The sequence below is a fragment of the Candidatus Galacturonatibacter soehngenii genome, assembly GCF_008830185.1.
GTDB classification, from domain to species: domain Bacteria; phylum Bacillota; class Clostridia; order Lachnospirales; family Lachnospiraceae; genus Lachnotalea; species Lachnotalea soehngenii.
The window spans coordinates 34,137-53,999 of record NZ_WAGX01000002.1; the positions used below are offsets into that span (position 1 = coordinate 34,137).

Consider the following 19,863-nt stretch of genomic DNA (forward strand, 5'->3'; position numbering starts at 1 on the left):
GTTTTACGCACCTTCAAAGACTACTCTTTGCATTGCGGTATCCACCAATCGCTCAAAGAGAGGAAGCATTGCGTTGCCAACTTGAATAAAGTTTTCAGGATGCCATTGTACACCAACTTGAAAGGGATGAGAAAGCATCTCTAGTGCTTCGATAATCCCATCATCTGTAAATCCTGATGCTATTAAGTTGTCCCCTAATTTGTTTACTGCTTGATGATGATAACTATTTGTATAAACTTCATGACCAAATAGTTCTTGTAGAATTGTACCCTCTATAAAGGTTACTTTATGAGTTACAAAGTGCCTTTTTGCTTCGGACTGCATATGCTTGATTGTAGAATTACCAGTCAAGGAAAGGTCTTGATAGATAGAACCACCACAAGCAACATTTAATATCTGGATTCCACGACATATGCCAAGTACTGGTTTGTTTGCAGATAGAATTTTTTCCATAAGAAAAAGGTGAAATTGATCAAGTTCTACATGGCCCGAACCATTGAGGGCATGAGGATTTTCACCAAAGAGCAAAGGATTAATATCTCCGCCGCCACAAAATAAAAAACCTTGACATAAGGTAACATAAGTACAAATATCTGCGTGGTTTAGCGTAAATGGAATCAAGATAGGTAACCCACCAGATTTTTTAATAGATTCAATATAATGACATCCCACCACATTTTGCTCTAAGTGAAAGCTTGACTCAACGGTTAGATTCGAAGCAATACCTATCAGTGGTTTCATAAAACAAGACCTCCAGTTGAAGTTAAAATTAATACTATCATATGCAAATGAAAAAAGAGTGTGAGCTTTACTCACACTCTAGTGTTTAAATTACGTGATATTCCTTTAGTAATTTTTCAATATCTGTGCCTTCGATTTTCTTTAATAGATCTTTTAATGCCATTTTTTGTTTCAAAGTAAGAGACATGTCAAAAAGTGTTTTGCCATCATTTATTTTAACAGTGGCGTCTAACAAATCTCTTACATCAAAGGTACTACCCCACACTTCTGGTACACCTCGATCTATATCCAAGAGTGTGTAAACTGCTTCCATACCAGTTCGAACAGAATATTCAGTCGTGAAAATAGTATCACGTACCGTCTCAGCAAACTGTCCAAGAAAAGCAAAATTCACACTGCCTTTTGGTACGACGAATGGGCGATCACCTGCTTCACGTGGCATAAAAAAGGCTGTAATATAAGGCATCATACAAGGAACTGTATTTGCACTGTTTTTTGCCATATCCTCGATTTCATTTTCTGGTACACCAAGGTGATAGAGCCATTCCATACATATTTCCATTCCAGTACAATCACGCATTGGTTTTTTGATGTAATTTCCTGGTTTGTCACTAAATAGTCCATAAATCCATCCAACTAACTGATCTTTTGGCTGATTGCGAAATTGAGGTTGACGATTAAAGGTCCAGCTAAGAAGCCAATTAGAGTCCTTTACCGTTACAATACCACCAGTTACAACAGTGCCAGCAAATGGATTGCGTTTACATATAGACTGGACATAAGGAGGTATTTTATCATCTAAGGTCGTTACGGTTGCAGACATCCAATTCGTTTGTTCTGCATCATAGCAGAATTTATCGGGATTTCCAAATGAAGGGTCGCAAGCTGCAATCTTTCGCCACATATCCCAGCCGCCACCAGGTTTTAGCTTTGTATTGAATGGGGCAGGAGTAAATTGATCACCTAAAGAGGAATTCTCCACACAACCCCCATTGGTAATAAAAATTAAGTCATTTTCTGTAAGGTCAATATATTCTGTTGTACCGTTTTGTATTATAGTAATGCGCTTTGCGGTTTTTTTGTCTGGTTCAATATCAAATTCTATATTTTCAACTTTTGTATTGTAGTGAAACTGGACGTGATGCGATTCCAGATATTTTATCATTGGCAATATTAAGGATTCATATTGATTATACTTAGTAAATCGTAATGCTCTAAAATCAGGCAAGCCTCCTACATGATGAACGAAACGTTTAATATAAAGCTTCATTTCTAAAGCGCTATGCCAGTTTTCAAACGCAAACATGGTACGCCAATACAGCCAAAAATTAGAATTCAAAACCTCATCGTCAAATACATCGGTAATACGTTTGTTATAGAGAGCCTCATCTGGTGTAAAGAACAATTTCATGATTTGCATAGCACCTTTGTCAGACAATTCAAATTTACCATCGGTATGAGCATCTTCTCCACGATTTATAGTCGCACGCATAAGGGAATAGTTTGGATCTTTTTTATTAAGCCAATAATATTCATCCAATACGCTAATCCCTTCTGTTTCAATAGAGGGGATAGAACGAAAAAGGTCCCACATGCATTCGAAATGATTATCCATTTCTCGACCTCCACGCATCACATAGCCAATATGACTATATTCATAACCATCACATGCTCCACCAGGGATTGGATCTTTTTCTAGAATATGTATCCTTTTTCCATCCATTTGTCCGTCACGCACAAGAAAGCAAGCGGCTGAAAGAGCAGCAAGACCAGAGCCTATAAGATAAGCTGATTTGCGATCCACGCCTTTGGGTTTTTCGGGGCGTGCAAAGGCTTCATAATTTCCACTGGAATAATACATAATAATACCTCCTTAAAAATAGTTTGTGATAACTATATTTTAATAAGACAGTAAGAGATTCACTATATACAATAAAAGTGGCATGATAAAATTTTAAACAAAAGATAAAAAGTGTATATTTTTTAATCAAATATTTGATTATGATAAGAAGTGTTACTATATTTAATTAAAGCTCTTTTGATATCACCATTGATTAACGTGCTTAATCGATCAATGATGTTTATTGGATCTTCACGCATATCTTTTTTTATCCAGTCAAGCATTAGACCAACGAAAGCATATTTATAAAAATTGGCGATGAATCTCTTATCAGAATCAGACACGTCAAGACCTTTGGCCTGTTCTTCTACTACGCCAATCAATAAATTATATGTAATGGTATAAAGATAGCCTTCCACTTGTTCGTGGTTTACGGAATGATAAACGTTTGTAATAAATGGTTTATTTTCAAGTACAGCTTGAAAAATTTGTAGAAATCCCTGTTGCCAGGTATCGTAAGTTTTATTACCATCAAGTGCTTTTGCAGCATCTTCAATACACGACCATTCTACTAAGTCATAAATGTCCTTAAAATGATAATAAAATGTCATTCGATTCATACCACAATCCGATGTAATATCTGAAATCGTTATTTTATTTAGTGGCTTCTTTAAAAGCATTTTTTTAAGGGACTCCTCCAAAGCTCGTTTTGTGATTTGAGACATGTCATAACCTCCTTATACTAGAATTAAGGTTTAACTGTAACATTTTTAATACAATTAGTGTAACATAGGAAAGAATGAAAAACTACCACTAGGAAAATGATGCAAGAGGCAAAGTTAATAAAAAATATTTCCTTTATAATAGAATAATGATAAAATATATGTAAATCATGGAAATAGAAAGAAATGATGTATCTGTAATAAAAAAAAGTAAAGCACACATATAATTAGCTGGGAGGAAAAAAGTGAGTAAAGTTGGTATATTTTTAGCAGATGGGTTTGAAGAAATAGAAGGACTAACCGTTGTTGATTTACTTCGAAGAGCAGAAATAGAAATTGATATGATATCAATTACAAAAAAAAGAGAAGTAACAGGGGCACATCAGATTGTTGTTCTAGCAGATAAATTATTTGAAGAAGTTTCTTTTGAAACATATGATATGCTAGTTTTGCCTGGTGGAATGCCGGGAACAAAAAATCTTGGGGCTTGCGAAGGACTAGTCACACTTTTAAAACAATTTGCCAAAGAAAAAAAGAATATTTCTGCCATTTGCGCGGCTCCATCTGTATTAGGGGATAATGAAATATTGAAAGGAAAACATGCCATTTGTTATCCAGGTTTTGAAGAAAGATTAAAAGGCGCAGTAATTGAAGAAAAAAATGTAGTAGTAGATGAAAATATCATCACAAGCAAAGGAATGGGAACGGCCATAGACTTTGGACTGGCAATCATTGAGAAGTTAGTCAATCAGAAAACAGCTTTAAAACTCAAAGCTGCAATCTGTTATAAAAGTGAATAAAAGGAGGAGTTATTATGAGGAATAGAGCAGGGTTAAAAGCCAATGCAAAAGAAAATTTAAAAAGATATTATTGGCCAGCCTTTTTGGTTTGTATTATCTCGGGTATTTTTAATGGCGGAGGTGGAAGTTACGGTGGTTATAATAATATACAAACAAGGTATGATAGCCAATACAGTTCGTTTCAAAGCTTTAAAGAGAACTTATTACAGCCAGATATGTTGTGGTTGATTGGTATTGTAGCATCCGTTGGACTTATTGTTATATTGATTTCAATTGCTGTAAGTTTATTGGTAGGCAATCCCTTACTGGTAGGAAAAAACAGATATTTTATGTGTAGCAGAGATGTTAAAACAGGAGTAGGAGAAATTGGATTTGCATTTTCTTGCGGATACTTTTGGAATATAGTTAAAATAATGTTTCTTATGGTCATTGCTACTAGTCATTCCAGGTATTATAAAAAGCTATGAGTATGCTATGGTTCCATACATACTTGCTGAGAATCCAGGCATTGATTCAAAAAGAGCTTTCGAGCTAAGTAAAGAGATGATGATGGGAGAAAAATGGAATTATTTTGTTTTAGGGCTCTCCTTTATTGGTTGGGCAAGAGAGAAAATGATTGCAGTTGGTTACAGTAACCATATTGAATTAAAAGGATTTGGAGAGGGAGTAGAGTTTTGATTAAAAGGAAAAAGAGTATAATTACATTAATAATCAGTATTCTTTTGGTAACCTTGTTAAACGGATGTTCCACCATTAGCTTACTGACAAAGGGTGAGTTTGATGCGTCAGGATATGTACAAGGAATCTTGGATGCAAGCTATAAAGGAGAATTTGAAAAATATATTAAATTAACAGAGGATACAGAGGAAAATGCAAAAACTGCCTATGAAGCTGTAATGCAGACAAAAGCCGAGGGGCTTGCAAATTACACGGCCGTTACTTTAAATGATGAAATGAAAATTAAGTTTGTTGAGTATAGTAAACAAATTTATCAAAGAGCAAAATATGAAGTAGCTGAGGCCAAAAAAACAGATAAAGGTTTTACTGTAGATATTGCAATTTCTCCCATGTTAATACTTCAAAGTATTTCCAATGAAGGGAAGGAATACGTAGAAGAGTTTAATGAAAAAAATGAAAATGGGGATTTTGCTGAATTATCGGATGATGAATTTGCGGCCGAATATGGAAAAGGTATCATGCAGATTTTTGAAAACAATATTCCAACGATACAGTATGATGAACCAGTAACGATCACTGTAAATGTCGTATTACAAGAGGATAATGTATATACGATGGAGGCAGAAGAATTCACAAAGATAGACAGTGTTATCCTAAAACAATAGAGACTGGAAAAAAGACTAGTAATTTGAAAAAGCTTATGTTATACTATTAAAATGACTGTAAGTATGGATAAGTGTAGAAAACTTTTCGCATATATTTTAAGGAGGAAATTGTTAAAATGAGTTTACAAGTAGAAAAATTAGAGAAGAATATGGCGAAGCTTACAATTGAAACTTCTGCGCAAGATTTCGAAAAAGCTCTTCAGAGTGCATATCAGAAAAATAAAAACAAATTTAATGTTCCAGGATTTAGAAAAGGCAAAGTTCCTAGACAGATGATTGAAAAAATGTACGGAGCAGCTATTTTTTATGAAGATGCAGCTAACGAAATTATTCCAGAAGCTTATGCCAAAGCTGCTGATGAAAGCAAACTTGACATCGTTTCTCAGCCTGAAATCGATGTAACACAGATAGAAAAAGGGAAAAGTTTTATTTTCACTGCTGAAGTAGCACTAAAACCAGAAGTTACTTTAGGTGAATACAAAGGAATCGAAGTAGAAAAGGTAGCAATTGAAGTTACTGAGGAAGAAGTAAATGCAGAAGTTGATAAAGAAAGAGAAAAGAATTCAAGAGTTGTAGAAGCTCCAAGAAGAAAGAAAGTAAAAGATGGAGATATTACAACAATTGATTTTGAAGGCTTTATTGATGGAGTTGCTTTTGAAGGTGGTAAAGGTGAAGATTATTCACTAACAATTGGATCTCATTCATTTATAGAAGGATTTGAAGAAGCTTTAATTGGAGCTGAAATCGGAGTAGAGACTGATGTAAATGTAACCTTCCCAGAGAACTATCAGGCAGCTGAATTAGCTGGAAAGCCTGCAGTATTTAAAGTAACAGTAAAAGAAATCAAAGTAAAAGAATTACCAGAAGCAGACGATGATTTTGCTAAGGATATTTCAGAATTTGATACAATTGCTGAATACAAAGCGGACTTAAAGGCTAAATTAGAAGAAAAGAAAACAAACGAAGCAAAAGCTGCAAAAGAAGATGCAGTTATTGAAAAAATTATTGAAAATGCGACTATGGAAATTCCAGAAGCAATGATTAAGACCCAAGTAAAGAGAATGATAGATGACTTTGCACAAAGAATTACATCACAAGGATTATCCATCGAACAATATTTTCAGTTTACAGGTTTAGATTATGATAAGCTTTCTGAGCAGATGAATCCACAAGCTGTAAAACGTATTCAAAGCAGATTGGTGTTAGAAGCAGTTGCAAAAGCAGAGAATATTGAGATTACAGAAGAAGCCATTGAAAAAGAGATTGCAGATATGGCAGCAGCTTATAAGATGGAAGCGGATAAATTAAAAGAATTAATCGGAGATAACGAAAAAGAGCAGATGAAGGCAGACCTTGCTGTACAAGAGGCTGTTAAGCTTGTTGTAGATTCTGCAGTTGAAAAGTAATTAAAACAGTATTTTTAATCGGAGGCATATTGTATATGTCTCCGAAGAGTCTATTCACGCAAAATAAATCAGATTGTTTTTTTCTTGATACTTTATAGTAGGTTAAAATAAGGAAGAGACGATAAATAGCTATAGAATTTTTGATTCGACTAGTTTAGAAGGAGGAATCAGTATGAGTTTAGTACCATATGTCATTGAGCAGACAAGTAGAGGCGAAAGATCTTACGATATTTATTCTAGATTATTAAAAGATAGAATTATATTTTTAGGTGAAGAAGTAAATGAAGTAACTGCAAGTCTCATTGTAGCTCAGTTATTATTTTTGGAATCAGAAGATCCGTCAAAAGACATAAATTTATATATTAACAGCCCTGGTGGTTCTGTTACAGCAGGAATGGCTATCTATGATACCATGAACTATATTAAATGTGATGTTTCAACGATATGTATTGGTATGGCAGCTAGCATGGGAGCTTTCTTATTAGCTGGCGGAAAAAAAGGAAAAAGATTTGCTCTTCCTAATGCTGAAATAATGATTCATCAACCACTAGGTGGTGCGCAAGGTCAGGCAACTGATATTAAGATTGCAGCAGATCACATTATTAAAACACGTAAAAAATTAAATGACTGTTTAGCGGCTAATACAGGGCAGCCATTAGAAATTATTGAAAAAGATACAGAAAGAGATAATTGGATGAGCGCAGATGCTGCAAAAGCATATGGCTTAATCGATGATGTAATTGTAAGTAGATAGCTTACAAAATTCAAATTAAAGTGAGGTGAGAGTATGGCTGGAAGAAGTGGCGACGATAAATTAAGATGTTCCTTCTGTAATAAAACGCAAGAACAAGTTCGAAAGCTGATAGCAGGCCCAAATGGTGCTTATATCTGTGATGAATGTGTTGACATCTGTGCCGAGATTATCGAAGAAGAGTATGAAGAAGAACCAAGAAGTGCGGAAGAAATCAATCTTTTGAAACCAGAGCAAATCAAAAGTTTTTTAGATGACTATGTAATAGGACAGGATGCAGCAAAAAAGGTTCTTTCGGTTGCAGTTTATAATCATTACAAGAGGATAACATCAGAAAAAGATTTAGATGTAGAACTTCAAAAGAGTAATATATTAATGCTAGGACCAACTGGTTCTGGTAAAACATTATTAGCTCAAACCCTTGCCAGATTGATAAACGTACCATTTGCAATCGCTGATGCAACAGCATTGACGGAGGCAGGTTATGTTGGAGAAGATGTTGAGAATATTTTATTAAAATTAATTCAAGCAGCTGATTATGACATTCAACGAGCAGAATATGGTATTATATACATTGATGAAATTGATAAGATTACAAGAAAATCTGAGAATGCTTCTATTACAAGAGATGTTTCGGGTGAAGGTGTTCAGCAGGCATTGCTTAAGATATTAGAAGGCACAGTTGCATCTGTTCCTCCGCAGGGTGGAAGAAAACATCCACATCAGGAGTTGTTGCAGATTAATACAACAAATATTCTATTTATCTGTGGCGGTGCATTTGAAGGTCTTGATAAGATAATTGAATCGAGAATGGATCAAAAATCCATAGGCTTTAATGCAGAAATTAGAAATAAAAGAGAAGAAAACATTGGAGAGCTATTACGCCAGGTATTGCCGCAGGATTTTGTAAAATTTGGATTGATACCAGAGTTCATTGGTCGTGTGCCTGTTAATGTATCTTTAGATCCGCTTAAAAAAGAGGATTTGGTTCGTATTCTTACAGAACCAAAGAACTCTATTGTAAAGCAGTATAAAAAGCTATTTGAATTAGATGGAGTAAAGCTTAGTTTTGATGATGAAGCAATTGAAGCAATTGCACAACGTTCCATTGAAAGAAAAACTGGAGCAAGAGGGCTTCGTTCCATTATGGAAAGTGTAATGATGGATGTCATGTATACAATTCCTTCTGATGAATCTATTGTGGCTTGTATGATTACAAAAGAAGCCGCACAAGGAATTGGAGAGCCAGAAATAGAACGTAAAGAAATAGGTCAGGCAAAGAAAAAATCGATTGCACAAAAGATTCTAACCAAAGCAGGAGACGAAAGTGCATAAGCAAAATAAGTAATAGATTCGAACATAAGGTGTCTCGTTTGGGACACCTTATGTTGTTATAAAAAACAAAGGAGAAAGACTATGGATGATTTTAAACAGATAAAATTGATGCCAACAGTCACACTCAGAGGAATGACAATTCTTCCAGATATGGTGATACATTTTGACGTAAGTAGGAAAAGATCAATTAAAGCCGTAGAAAAAGCGATGTTAGAGGATCAAAGAATCTTTCTTGTTACTCAAATTGATGTAGATGACAATGAACCAGACATGGAAGGCTTATATAAAATAGGTTGTATAGCAAGTGTGAAACAGGTAATTAAACTGCCAAATAATATATTAAGAGTGCTTGTAGAAGGCGAAGGGCGTGGCCAGTTAGAAGCCATAATTGAGGAAGAAGAATATATTCTTTCAGAGGTGTCAATACTGAAAGAGGACACGGCATTAAGGCTTTCTCAGCTAGAACAAGAGGCGATGGTTCGAAACTTAAAAGAATTATTCACCACCTATTGTAATGAGAATTTTAAAGTAGGAAAAGAGATGTTAAGACAAATCTTAGAATACGATGATTTACAAAAATTGGTGGATCAGATTATTATTAATTTATCGCTTCATTTTGAGCAAAAGCAAAAAATGCTATCTGCTGTTAACTTAGAAGAACGTTATGAGCTTTTAACCATTCTTTTGAGTAATGAAACTGAAATATTTAAAATAAAAAAAGATCTACAAACAAAAATAAAAGAAAAAGTAGATAAGAATCAAAGAGAATATTTACTTCGAGAACAACAAAAATTAATAAGAGAAGAACTTGGTGAAGATAATATTGAGTCAGAAGCAGAACAGTTTCTAGAACAATTAAAAAAACGTAAAGTATCAAAAGAAGTGAAAGAAAAAATTGAAAAAGAAATAAAAAGATTCAAAAGTATTTCTTACAATTCATCAGAAAGTGCTGTGATTAGAGGCTATATTGAGACTCTTTTAGAAATGCCTTGGAATAAGGCGTCAAAAGATAACACAGATTTAAGATTTGCAAAGAAGGTTTTGAATGTTGAGCATTACGGACTTGAAAAGGTCAAAGAAAGAATACTGGAATTTTTGGCGGTAAGAACGCTCACTCAAATGGGACAAAGCCCAATCATTTGTTTGGTAGGTCCTCCTGGAACAGGGAAAACATCAATCGCAAGAAGTGTTGCGAGGGCACTTGGTAAAGAATATGTTCGCATTAGTTTAGGTGGTGTAAGGGATGAAGCAGAGATTAGAGGACACAGAAGAACCTACGTTGGTGCAATGCCAGGTCGAATAGCAAATGGACTAAAGCAAGCAGGCGTTAAAAATCCACTGATGTTATTGGATGAGATTGATAAGGTAAGCAGTGATTATAAAGGAGATACCTCGGCAGCTTTACTTGAGGTACTAGATTCCGAACAAAATAATAAGTTCCGTGATCATTACATTGAACTACCAATTGATTTGTCAGATGTATTATTTATTGCAACAGCCAATTCATTACAAACCATACCAAAACCTTTGCTCGACCGAATGGAAATAATAGAAGTAAGTAGCTATACAGAAAATGAGAAGCTTCATATAGCAAAAGGACATCTAATGAATAAACAGCTATTGAAGCACGGATTATCACAAAACCAGCTAAGCATAAGCGATAAAGCACTTGCATCTATCATTCGATATTATACCAAGGAAGCTGGAGTAAGAAATCTAGAACGTAAATTAGGTGAGATATGCAGAAAGACTGCAAGACAAATACTAGAAAACAATGCAAAATCAATTAAAATTACGCAAACAAATTTAGAGAAATTCTTAGGAAAGAAAAAGTATCGTTATGATATGGCAAATGAAAAGGATGAGATAGGAATTGTTCGAGGATTGGCATGGACAAGTGTTGGAGGAGATACGCTTCAAATAGAAGTCAATGTTATGCCTGGAAAAGGTGAAATCTTATTAACAGGACAACTTGGAGATGTTATGAAAGAGTCTGCAAAAGCTGGAATTAGTTACATACGTTCTATGAGTAAGACATATCAAATAGAGGATACCTTCTTTAAAGAAAATGACATTCACATTCATATTCCAGAAGGTGCTGTGCCAAAGGATGGACCATCTGCGGGTATTACGATGGCAACTGCTATGATTTCCGCGATTACTAAAATTCCTGTAAAAGCAAGCGTAGCAATGACTGGTGAAATTACGTTGCGTGGAAGAGTTCTTCCAATTGGTGGATTAAAAGAAAAGACAATAGCTGCCAAAAATGCAAATATAAAGACGATACTTGTTCCGGGTAAAAATAAAAAAGATATGGATGAAGTACCAGATGAAATTAAGAAGGATTTAAAAATTGTTTTCGTAGATCAAATGGAAGAAGTATTAAAGGAAGCTTTGGTACAGAAAGAGGATGTATAATGATAATTAAAAATGTAGAATTAGAAACCGTATGTGGAATCACCAGTAAGTTACCAGATAATACCTTGCCTGAAATCGCTTTTGCTGGAAAGTCTAACGTGGGTAAATCATCATTAATCAATACTCTTATGAATCGAAAATCACTAGCTAGAACTTCAGGACAGCCTGGTAAGACACAGACCATTAATTTTTATAATATAAACAAAGAGTTTTATTTAGTTGATTTACCAGGGTATGGTTATGCAAAAGTATCACTTGAAATAAAAGAAAAATGGGGAAAAATGATAGAACGCTATTTAAAAAATTCAAAGCAGTTAAAAATCATTTTTCTCTTAATTGATATCAGACATGAACCCTCATCAAATGATAAAAATATGTATGAGTGGATTCTTTATAATGGATACCAGCCTGTCATTATTGCAACAAAATTAGACAAAATAAAAAGAAGTCAGGTTGAAAAGCATATTAAAATGATTCGTCTTGGCCTAAATGCTAGTAAGGAAGCAATTATTATTCCATTTTCTTCTGAAACAAAGCAGGGTAGGGATGAAATATTAGAGTTAGTGGAAAGCTATTTAGAAAAAGACGAATAAAGATAACTGTAACATATAAGCATTAAGGATGAAGGTGATTGTTTGAAGGCATCTACAAAATATTTAAAACTTTTCGTTAATATTTTATTTTTTGTTATATCGTTACTCCTATTGGTATATGTAGTTCCAAGATTATTATGGTTTTTCTTACCCTTTGTAATTGGCTGGATTTTATCAGTAATCGCAAATCCGTTGGTAAAATTTCTTGAGAAACGGGTCAAATTGGTAAGAAAACATAGCTCCATGTTGATTATTATTGCAGTGCTTGCATTGATTTCAGTTGGAGGATATTTTGCAATCGCAAAAATAGGAGGAGAAGTATTTCGTGTTCTAAATGATTTGCCAGAGATATATGAAAATACAGCGAATGAATTCAATAAAGTAGGGGATAACTTACAGGTTGTCTTTGAACGTTTACCCCAAAATGTTCAGTCGCAATTTTTGGAAATTAAAAATAATTTTTCAACCTATTTTGGAAATACCATCGGTGTATTTGGAAAGCCAACCGTTGAAGCTGCTGGTAATTTTGCAAAACATCTTCCCTCCAGACTAATTTCAATTATAATGACAATATTATCTGCTTATTTTTTTATCGCAGACCGTGAAAAAATTATTGCTTTTGTAGATGAACATACCCCTTACACCATACGTAAAAATTGGGGAGGAATTGCTAGTGATTTTCGACACGCAGTAGGAGGATATTTTAAAGCTCAATTTAAAATCATGTTTGTTGTGGCTATTATTTTGTTAATTGGTTTTAGCATATTAAAAGTGGAATATGCAATTTTGCTAGCTTTACTGATTTCCTTTTTGGATTTTCTTCCTTTTTTTGGAACAGGTACCGCATTGATACCTTGGGCTTTAATTAAATTTTTATCATCTGATTATAAAACAGCAGTAGGACTAGTGATTATATACGGCATTAGTCAGTTGGTAAGGCAGTTGATTCAACCTAAGCTTGTTGGAGATAGCATTGGCTTAAATCCATTGTTAACATTAATATTTATGTACATTGGCTATAAGATAAAAGGGGTTCTTGGAATGATAATTGCGGTTCCTCTAGGAATGATTTTTATTAATCTTTATACAAATGGCATTTTTGACAATATGATACGAATTATCAAAGAAGTGTTAAAAGACATCAATGAATTTAGAAAAATGTAAGATTGAGTGGATGGGATGTGAGAGCGATGAAAATATTTGTATACAATTATAGAAAAGACGATGAAGAAGCGTTTTTTGATTTGTTTTCTAACCAATATGATGTGACTCTTGGAATCAGTGAGAAAACCCCAACCGTAAAAACAGCAATGCTTGCAAAAGGTTATGATTGCGTTAGTGTAATTACATCAAAGATTGATGCACCAATTCTTGAAGCGTTTAAAGAGGCAGGAGTGAAATTCATATCCACAAGAACGATAGGATACGATCATATTGATTTAGAGAAAGCAAAAGAATTAGGAATCAAAGTAGGAAATGCAACGTATTCTCCAAGCAGTGTAGCAGACTATGCCATTATGTTAATACTCATGAGTCTTCGTAAAATTAAATTGATTATGAATCGAGCAGCTTATCAAAATTTTAAATTAGATGGAGTAAGAGGAAGAGAGCTACCAAAGCTTACAGTTGGTGTCATTGGAACAGGAAAGATTGGAAGCTGCGTAATCGAGCATTTAAGTGGCTTTGGATGCAAAATATTAGCTTATGATTTATATGAATCGGAGAAGATTAAAGAAAAGGCTTCATATGTTTCTTTTAATCAACTAATCAGTGAGTCAGATATCATAACCTTACATGCACCATCAACGAATGAAAATCACCATCTAATTAATGAAAAGACCATTAAAATGATGAAAAATCAAGTTGTAATTGTGAATACTGCAAGAGGTTCACTTATTGATACAAACGCGTTAATCGAAGCAATTGAACAGGGTAAGATTGGTGCTGCCGCGTTGGATGTCATTGAAAATGAAACGCATATTTATTATAAGGACTATAATGAAAAGATAATTAACAATAGAGAACTGTTGCTCTTAAAAAGTTATCCAAATGTCATTTTGACACCACACACTGCATTTTATACCGATCAAGCCGTTAGTGATATGGTTGAAAATTCAATCAGAAGTTGTCTATTATTTTTAGAAGGAAAAGAAAATCCTTGGGAAGTTGCTTGACATAGAGTTAACTCTAAGAGATATAATGATGTTAAGAAATAAAATAAGTCATTTCATAACAGAAAGGAGTCTATGATGGAGAATTTTAGATTTAATGCTTATACCGAAATTCTATTTGGAACAGGACAAATTGAACATTTGTCAAGAAGTTTAGAGCCTTACGGAAAAAATGTTTTATTAACTTACGGAGGAGGAAGCATTAAGAAAAACGGAATTTATGATAAGGTAATGGAATTACTCAAAGACTTCAATGTAATCGAGCTTGATAAGATTGAGCCGAATCCTAGAATTGAAAGTGTAAGAAAGGGAGTAAAACTTTGTAAGGAAAACAAGATTGATGTAATTTTAGCAGTTGGTGGTGGAAGTACGATTGACTGTAGCAAAGTGATTGCGGCAGGAAATTATTACGAAGGAGACCCTTGGGATATCGTTGTGAATCCATCCTTAATCGGTGAGGTATTACCAATTGTAACAGTACTAACGTTAGCTGCAACAGGTTCTGAGATGAATAAGAATGCAGTAATATCAAATATGGAAACGAATGAGAAGTTAGGAACAGCAAGTACTAAAATGATTCCTCAAACCTCCATATTGAATCCAGAATATATGTTTACTCTTCCAGCCATTCAAACAGCAGCAGGAACAGCAGATATTATGTCTCATATCTTGGAAAACTATTTTCAAAAGACAAAGGGCGCATACGTTCAAGATAAAATTTCAGAAGGATTACTACAAACATGTATCAAGTACTGTCCAATTGCAATCAATGAGCCTACTAATTATGAAGCAAGAGCTAATTTAATGTGGGCAAGTTCTCTTGCGTTAAATGGCTTATGTGGATGTGGAAAGAGTGGTAGTTGGACTTGTCATCCAATTGAACATGAATTAAGTGCTTATTATGACATTACACATGGAGTTGGACTTGCTATTGTAACACCTAGGTGGATGAGATATATTCTAAGCGATGATACGGTGGATAAGTTTGTTGAATATGCTTTGAATGTATGGCATCTACCACTATCAGAAGATAAGTTTGCACTCGCTAATCTTGCAATCGATAAGACGGAAGAATTCTTTAAGAGTTGTGGAATACCTTCAACATTAACAGAACTTGGAATTGATCGTTCTAAATTCGATTTAATGGCTGAGAAAGCTGTAAAATTTGGCGGGTTACAAAACGCCTATGTTTCTCTTACACCAGAGGATGTAAAGAATATCTTAATAGATTGTTTATAAGAAGAAAGAAGAAAAAAGAAAGGATTTGACGATGAATCCTTTCTTTTTTTTATAAAATTATTTAAGATTATCTTACGTTTCAAATCCGAGTGAAAGAAAACGAGCAAACTGGCTTATTTACTGGGTTTATCAAAAATTTAGTTTTCAAGCAACAGGGTGGAATAATTTGACAAGTACCAAGAAACATACTATACTTTTTCATATGAAAGACTAAAAATAGTCTGGAGAAGGGAGCAAAGAGCTATGAGATTGTTAAAAAAATCCACTATTTTAACTATTTTAACACTGGCATTTGTTTTAGTAGCCACCATTTTTTCAACGAACACAGCAGTAGCAGCAACAAAACCTTACTTAAATTCGTCCAAAGGTACTGTGTTCTTATACACAGAAGATACGTTGACGGTAAAAAGCATACCAGGAGGGCTTCAACGCATTAGTTGGGATTCAAGCAATAAATCCGTGCTTAAGGTTAAATCCAATGCTAAAACCGGTGTAGAATGCACACTAATTCCTAAAAAAACAGGAACTTCTACGGTAACATGTACAGTTGAGACTTTGACAAAGACCTATAAGTTAACATGTGAGATAAAAGTAAAGAAAGCAAGTCCATTTAGTAAGATTTATATTGATGGAAAAAATAATTATAAATCAAAGACATCTTTCATTACTTATAATACAGAAAAATCTAGTATAAAAGTAAGTTCGAAAGTAAAAAAAGGATGGTCACTTGTAGCAAAAGAATATCAAGTATATAATACGGCTACCAGTGCAAAAGATGTGAAAAAAATACCAAGTAATGGTAAGGTGCCAATTGGTAAGTATCAAACAAAGGTATATTTTACAGCAAGAAACAAAGACAATGAGTTTTTTGTTTACACAGTGGTATTAAAGAAAACTACAAGTGAAAAGGCAAAACCTAAGTTTGCAAAAAAATCAGATACCATATTCCTTAACACAAAGAACAACGAAGTCCAAGTGAAAAACTTCCCTAGTGGTGCAACAGCAGTTTGGACATCTAGTAACAAAGCGGTTGCTACGGTAAAGAAAAGTAGCAGTGAGGAAGGAATTGGTTTACTTACACCAAAGAAAAAAGGTAAGACTACCATAACTTGTATTGTCACTAAGAAGGATAAAACTGTCAAAAAGATATCCTATACATTAAATGTCAAAGGAAAAGTAAAACCTCTTGAAGCAGTTGAAATAGACGGAGACAATATTGTTAATGATACGAAAAATAATTATTTTAAATTTTCAACTACAGATCACTCTGTTTTAGTACAAAGTTATGAGAACAGAGGTTGGACGATTACTTCTGAGACCTATACGGTATATAAAACTCCAAAAAGTTTTGGTACAGAACAAAAAATTACTGGTATTGGTACAGTACAAGTTGGAAACTATAAAACAGTTGTAACGGTAAAATTAAAGAATAGCTCAGGAGCAACTTATACATTTACATTAGATATTTTTAATTCTAATTATAAAAAATAATATATTTGAATAAAATATGATGCTGCCCTTCATAGGTTAAAGTTAACTTATGAAGGGCAGTTTATATGCTAACCAAAACGGAATAAATAATTTTCTATAAATAATATTGACAAATTAGTGAAAAGTGATAAAATGAACGTATGAACAGTTATTCATATGAAAGGAGATGAGAAAATGACAAAGAAAAACGAAGTGGAACAATGTGAGTTTATATGTATCCATGAGAATGTAGTAAAAAAAGTACAAGACCATATGCCAACAGAAGAAAAGCTAATTGATTTAGCTGATTTTTTTAAGGTATTTGGTGATACGACCAGAATTAAAATTTTATATGTATTGTTTCAATCTGAAATGTGTGTATGTGATATAGCGAATTTATTGAATATGACACAATCTGCAATTTCTCATCAATTAAGAACGTTAAAGCAGATGCAGCTTGTAAAGTTTAGAAGAGAGGGAAAGACAGTATTTTATTCTCTATCAGATAGTCATATTAAAACGATTATAAATCAAGGTATGGAGCATATTAATGAGTAAGTGGTTTAATCATGTGGAACCAAATAGTGATGTTTGATTATAATAAAGCAAAAGGAAGGAAAAAAGTATGAAAAAAATATTTATTTTGGAAGATTTGGATTGCGCAAATTGTGCTGCAAAAATTGAAAATGGAATTAATGAATTAGATTGTGTTAATAAAGCGAGTGTAACATTTATGACTAAGAAACTGGTTCTTGAGGCAGATGAAGACAAGATGGATAAGGCGATTGAAGAAGCAACTAAAATTGTTAAGAAGATCGAACCAGATGTAGTAATGAAAGCAAAATAAGCAGCAATATTAAAAAGGTGCTATTGTATTGTGACTGTCAATTCAGTTATGGTTCGATGGCCCTTTTATATTTAACAAACTGATATCATTTAATGATAAAAAATTGTAAAATGAATGAAAAATATTAAAATAGTAATTGACATCTCTGCTGCTAAATGATAACATGAACATATGAACAGATATTCATATGAAGTCAAACTAATATAAAAAAGAGGGTAAGGCTATGATTAAGACTTTAACAAAAAAAATGAAAAGACAGTTAAGAGATATTTTAGTAGCGGCAGTTGTTTTTCTAGTAGGTATATTGCTTCCTAAATTTATGTATGTGAATGGCAATATAAAGTTAGTCATATTTTTAATCGCATATATTGCAATTGGAAGGGACATTGTAAAAAAAGCTGGTAAGAACATCTTGTCAGGTCAGATATTCGATGAGAACTTTCTAATGAGTATTGCAACAATTGGAGCATTTCTAATCGGTGACTATGCAGAGGGTGTAACGGTTATGTTGTTCTATCAAGTTGGAGAGTTTTTTCAAAATTACGCCGTGGAAAGGTCAAGAAATTCAATTACCGAGCTTATGGATATATATCCTGAATATGCCAATCTAAAAGAGGGTGATACCATAAGACAAATCGATCCTGATGAGGCTGAAATAGGCAATATTATCGTGATTAAGCCAGGAGAAAAAGTACCATTGGATTGTAAAGTGTTAAAGGGAAGTACTACATTAGATACAAAGGCACTAACGGGTGAATCAGTTCCAAGAGAAGTAGAAGTAGGGGATACTTTAATCAGTGGATGTATTAACCTTAATGGTGTAGTAGAAGCAGAAGTTTTGAAAGAATTTGGTGAATCTACGGTTAGCAAAATATTAGATTTAGTAGAGAATGCGACCAGTAAAAAAGCAGAAGCAGAAAATTTTATAACAAAGTTTGCAAAATATTACACTCCAGTTGTAGTAATGAGTGCGGCATTGTTAGCAGTGATTCCTTCGTTGATTTTTGGTGAATGGTCCACCTGGATCTATAGAGCGTTGTCATTCCTCGTTATTTCTTGCCCTTGTGCCCTTGTTATTTCTGTACCTCTAAGCTTCTTTGGAGGAATTGGTGGAGCATCTAAATTTGGCGTATTGATTAAAGGAAGTAATTATTTAGAGGCTTTGGCTCAAACTGAAATTGCAGTATTTGATAAGACAGGAACTCTTACAAAAGGAACCTTTCGTGTAAAGGAAATTAAAAACAACAAGTTATATAGTGAAGATGAACTTATTGAGTATGCAGCATATGTAGAAAGCTATTCCAATCATCCAATTGCAGAGGCACTAATGAATGCATACGGAAAAGAAATTGATAGCACAAAAGTGCAAAATGTAGAAGAGATAGCAGGTCATGGAGTAAAGGCGACTATCGATGGAAATGAAGTATATGCTGGTAACAACAAATTAATGAGAAAGTTAAATTTAGACTTTGAGGAGATGACAGTCGCTGGCACTATGGTGCATATTGCAATCAATGGAGAATATGCAGGTTGTATTATTATTGCGGATCAGGTAAAGGAGGATTCAAAGCTTGCAATTGACTCTCTTAAGAAGGCAGGGGTAAAACAAATTGTAATGCTTACAGGAGATAGCAAGCTTGCAGGTGAAGCAGTAGCCAAAGAGCTTGGAATTGATACAGTATATACAGAATTATTACCAAGTGATAAAGTAGATAAAGTAGAAGAGCTTTTTAGTAAGAAATCCGATTCAGGTAAGCTAGTATTTGTTGGAGATGGAATCAATGATGCACCAGTTCTTGCAAGAGCAGATATTGGCATTGCAATGGGAGGACTTGGTTCTGATGCTGCAATCGAAGCAGCTGATGTTGTAATCATGACAGATGAGCCATCTAAGATAGCAAAAGCAATACGCTTATCAAAAAAGACACTGGGCATTGTAAAACAAAACATTGTCTTTGCAATTGGCATAAAAATATTTGTATTAGTTCTAGCCGCAATTGGTTTTGCGTCTATGTGGGCAGCAATTTTTGCTGATGTAGGAGTATCTGTTATAGCGATACTCAACGCAATGAGAGCTTTAAAAATAGAGAAATAATATAGAAAAAGGATATCTTATAACGATAATGTTGTAAGATATCCTTTTTTATTTCATGAACAATTAGTTTGGTTGTAATTAATCAAAAAAGA

The 19,863-nt window shown here is 33.9% G+C and carries 19 protein-coding genes; 16 read left to right on the forward strand and 3 right to left on the reverse strand.

Annotated elements, in window-relative coordinates:
• Positions 1–3: 3 nt before the first annotated feature.
• From F7O84_RS00365 to F7O84_RS00375, 3 genes are all read right to left on the reverse strand, one after another.
• Positions 4–741, reverse strand: coding sequence for a gamma-glutamyl-gamma-aminobutyrate hydrolase family protein (locus tag F7O84_RS00365; protein ID WP_151140560.1), 738 nt, complete (start codon positions 739–741; stop codon positions 4–6).
• Between the two features lie 85 nt (positions 742–826).
• Positions 827–2,602: an oleate hydratase gene (locus F7O84_RS00370; RefSeq protein WP_151140563.1), complete on the reverse strand. Its 1,776-nt coding sequence runs from the start codon at positions 2,600–2,602 to the stop codon at positions 827–829.
• Positions 2,603–2,724: 122 nt separating this feature from the next.
• Positions 2,725–3,306: a TetR-like C-terminal domain-containing protein gene (locus F7O84_RS00375; RefSeq protein ID WP_151140565.1), complete on the reverse strand. Its 582-nt coding sequence runs from the start codon at positions 3,304–3,306 to the stop codon at positions 2,725–2,727.
• 242 nt (positions 3,307–3,548) lie between these two features.
• On the opposite strand from F7O84_RS00375, the gene F7O84_RS00380 reads away from it, so the two are divergent.
• From F7O84_RS00380 to F7O84_RS00455, 16 genes are all read left to right on the forward strand, one after another.
• Entirely contained in the window at positions 3,549–4,103 is a 555-nt protein-coding gene (locus F7O84_RS00380; protein ID WP_151140567.1) for a DJ-1 family glyoxalase III, read from the forward strand.
• Positions 4,104–4,117: 14 nt separating this feature from the next.
• On the forward strand, positions 4,118–4,570 hold the full coding sequence (locus F7O84_RS00385) for a hypothetical protein (protein ID WP_151140569.1): 453 nt from the start codon (positions 4,118–4,120) through the stop codon (positions 4,568–4,570).
• A 7-nt stretch (positions 4,571–4,577) separates the two neighbouring features.
• Positions 4,578–4,781, forward strand: coding sequence for a DUF975 family protein (locus F7O84_RS00390; RefSeq protein ID WP_151140571.1), 204 nt, complete (start codon positions 4,578–4,580; stop codon positions 4,779–4,781).
• The gene (locus F7O84_RS00395; RefSeq protein WP_192451606.1) at positions 4,778–5,446 is read left to right on the forward strand and encodes a DUF3568 family protein; all 669 of its coding nucleotides are present in this window, start codon (positions 4,778–4,780) and stop codon (positions 5,444–5,446) included. Before F7O84_RS00390 ends, F7O84_RS00395 begins: the two co-directional genes overlap by 4 nt.
• A gap of 116 nt (positions 5,447–5,562) precedes the next feature.
• Positions 5,563–6,852 (forward strand): trigger factor, encoded by a 1,290-nt coding sequence (gene tig / locus F7O84_RS00400; protein ID WP_151140575.1) that lies wholly within the window; start codon positions 5,563–5,565, stop codon positions 6,850–6,852.
• Between the two features lie 172 nt (positions 6,853–7,024).
• Positions 7,025–7,606, forward strand: coding sequence for an ATP-dependent Clp endopeptidase proteolytic subunit ClpP (gene clpP / locus F7O84_RS00405; RefSeq protein ID WP_151140577.1), 582 nt, complete (start codon positions 7,025–7,027; stop codon positions 7,604–7,606).
• A gap of 33 nt (positions 7,607–7,639) precedes the next feature.
• Complete coding sequence (gene clpX, locus F7O84_RS00410; protein WP_151140580.1) at positions 7,640–8,938, forward strand: ATP-dependent Clp protease ATP-binding subunit ClpX; 1,299 nt, start codon at positions 7,640–7,642, stop codon at positions 8,936–8,938.
• 81 nt (positions 8,939–9,019) lie between these two features.
• Positions 9,020–11,356 (forward strand): endopeptidase La, encoded by a 2,337-nt coding sequence (gene lon, locus F7O84_RS00415; RefSeq protein ID WP_151140582.1) that lies wholly within the window; start codon positions 9,020–9,022, stop codon positions 11,354–11,356.
• The gene (gene yihA, locus F7O84_RS00420; RefSeq protein ID WP_151140584.1) at positions 11,356–11,949 is read left to right on the forward strand and encodes a ribosome biogenesis GTP-binding protein YihA/YsxC; all 594 of its coding nucleotides are present in this window, start codon (positions 11,356–11,358) and stop codon (positions 11,947–11,949) included. Before lon ends, yihA begins: the two co-directional genes overlap by 1 nt.
• Positions 11,950–11,991: 42 nt before the next feature.
• Complete coding sequence (ytvI, locus tag F7O84_RS00425) at positions 11,992–13,113, forward strand: sporulation integral membrane protein YtvI (protein ID WP_151140586.1); 1,122 nt, start codon at positions 11,992–11,994, stop codon at positions 13,111–13,113.
• Between the two features lie 26 nt (positions 13,114–13,139).
• Positions 13,140–14,123 carry a D-isomer specific 2-hydroxyacid dehydrogenase family protein gene (locus F7O84_RS00430; protein WP_151140589.1) on the forward strand — a complete coding sequence of 328 codons (984 nt, stop codon included), beginning with the start codon at positions 13,140–13,142 and terminating at the stop codon, positions 14,121–14,123.
• Positions 14,124–14,198: 75 nt separating this feature from the next.
• On the forward strand, positions 14,199–15,359 hold the full coding sequence (locus tag F7O84_RS00435; RefSeq protein WP_151140592.1) for an iron-containing alcohol dehydrogenase: 1,161 nt from the start codon (positions 14,199–14,201) through the stop codon (positions 15,357–15,359).
• A 243-nt stretch (positions 15,360–15,602) separates the two neighbouring features.
• Positions 15,603–16,850 (forward strand): Ig-like domain-containing protein, encoded by a 1,248-nt coding sequence (locus F7O84_RS00440; RefSeq protein WP_151140595.1) that lies wholly within the window; start codon positions 15,603–15,605, stop codon positions 16,848–16,850.
• A 174-nt stretch (positions 16,851–17,024) separates the two neighbouring features.
• Positions 17,025–17,387: an ArsR/SmtB family transcription factor gene (locus F7O84_RS00445; protein WP_151140598.1), complete on the forward strand. Its 363-nt coding sequence runs from the start codon at positions 17,025–17,027 to the stop codon at positions 17,385–17,387.
• A 67-nt stretch (positions 17,388–17,454) separates the two neighbouring features.
• Positions 17,455–17,676, forward strand: coding sequence for a cation transporter (locus tag F7O84_RS00450; RefSeq protein WP_151140601.1), 222 nt, complete (start codon positions 17,455–17,457; stop codon positions 17,674–17,676).
• Positions 17,677–17,899: 223 nt separating this feature from the next.
• On the forward strand, positions 17,900–19,771 hold the full coding sequence (locus F7O84_RS00455) for a heavy metal translocating P-type ATPase (protein WP_243140773.1): 1,872 nt from the start codon (positions 17,900–17,902) through the stop codon (positions 19,769–19,771).
• Positions 19,772–19,863 lie beyond the last annotated feature (92 nt).

Bases quoted from the DNA above. Each gene is read 5' to 3' on its own strand.
- F7O84_RS00365 (WP_151140560.1), bottom strand. From the start codon at position 741: ATGAAACCACTGATAGGTATTGCTTCGAATCTAACCGTTGAGTCAAGC.
- F7O84_RS00370 (WP_151140563.1), bottom strand. From the start codon at position 2,602: ATGTATTATTCCAGTGGAAATTATGAAGCCTTTGCACGCCCCGAAAAA.
- F7O84_RS00375 (WP_151140565.1), bottom strand. From the start codon at position 3,306: ATGTCTCAAATCACAAAACGAGCTTTGGAGGAGTCCCTTAAAAAAATG.
- F7O84_RS00385 (WP_151140569.1), top strand. From the start codon at position 4,118: ATGAGGAATAGAGCAGGGTTAAAAGCCAATGCAAAAGAAAATTTAAAA.
- F7O84_RS00390 (WP_151140571.1), top strand. From the start codon at position 4,578: ATGGTTCCATACATACTTGCTGAGAATCCAGGCATTGATTCAAAAAGA.
- tig (WP_151140575.1), top strand. From the start codon at position 5,563: ATGAGTTTACAAGTAGAAAAATTAGAGAAGAATATGGCGAAGCTTACA.
- clpP (WP_151140577.1), top strand. From the start codon at position 7,025: ATGAGTTTAGTACCATATGTCATTGAGCAGACAAGTAGAGGCGAAAGA.
- clpX (WP_151140580.1), top strand. From the start codon at position 7,640: ATGGCTGGAAGAAGTGGCGACGATAAATTAAGATGTTCCTTCTGTAAT.
- lon (WP_151140582.1), top strand. From the start codon at position 9,020: ATGGATGATTTTAAACAGATAAAATTGATGCCAACAGTCACACTCAGA.
- yihA (WP_151140584.1), top strand. From the start codon at position 11,356: ATGATAATTAAAAATGTAGAATTAGAAACCGTATGTGGAATCACCAGT.
- F7O84_RS00430 (WP_151140589.1), top strand. From the start codon at position 13,140: ATGAAAATATTTGTATACAATTATAGAAAAGACGATGAAGAAGCGTTT.
- F7O84_RS00435 (WP_151140592.1), top strand. From the start codon at position 14,199: ATGGAGAATTTTAGATTTAATGCTTATACCGAAATTCTATTTGGAACA.
- F7O84_RS00440 (WP_151140595.1), top strand. From the start codon at position 15,603: ATGAGATTGTTAAAAAAATCCACTATTTTAACTATTTTAACACTGGCA.
- F7O84_RS00445 (WP_151140598.1), top strand. From the start codon at position 17,025: ATGACAAAGAAAAACGAAGTGGAACAATGTGAGTTTATATGTATCCAT.
- F7O84_RS00450 (WP_151140601.1), top strand. From the start codon at position 17,455: ATGAAAAAAATATTTATTTTGGAAGATTTGGATTGCGCAAATTGTGCT.
- F7O84_RS00455 (WP_243140773.1), top strand. From the start codon at position 17,900: ATGATTAAGACTTTAACAAAAAAAATGAAAAGACAGTTAAGAGATATT.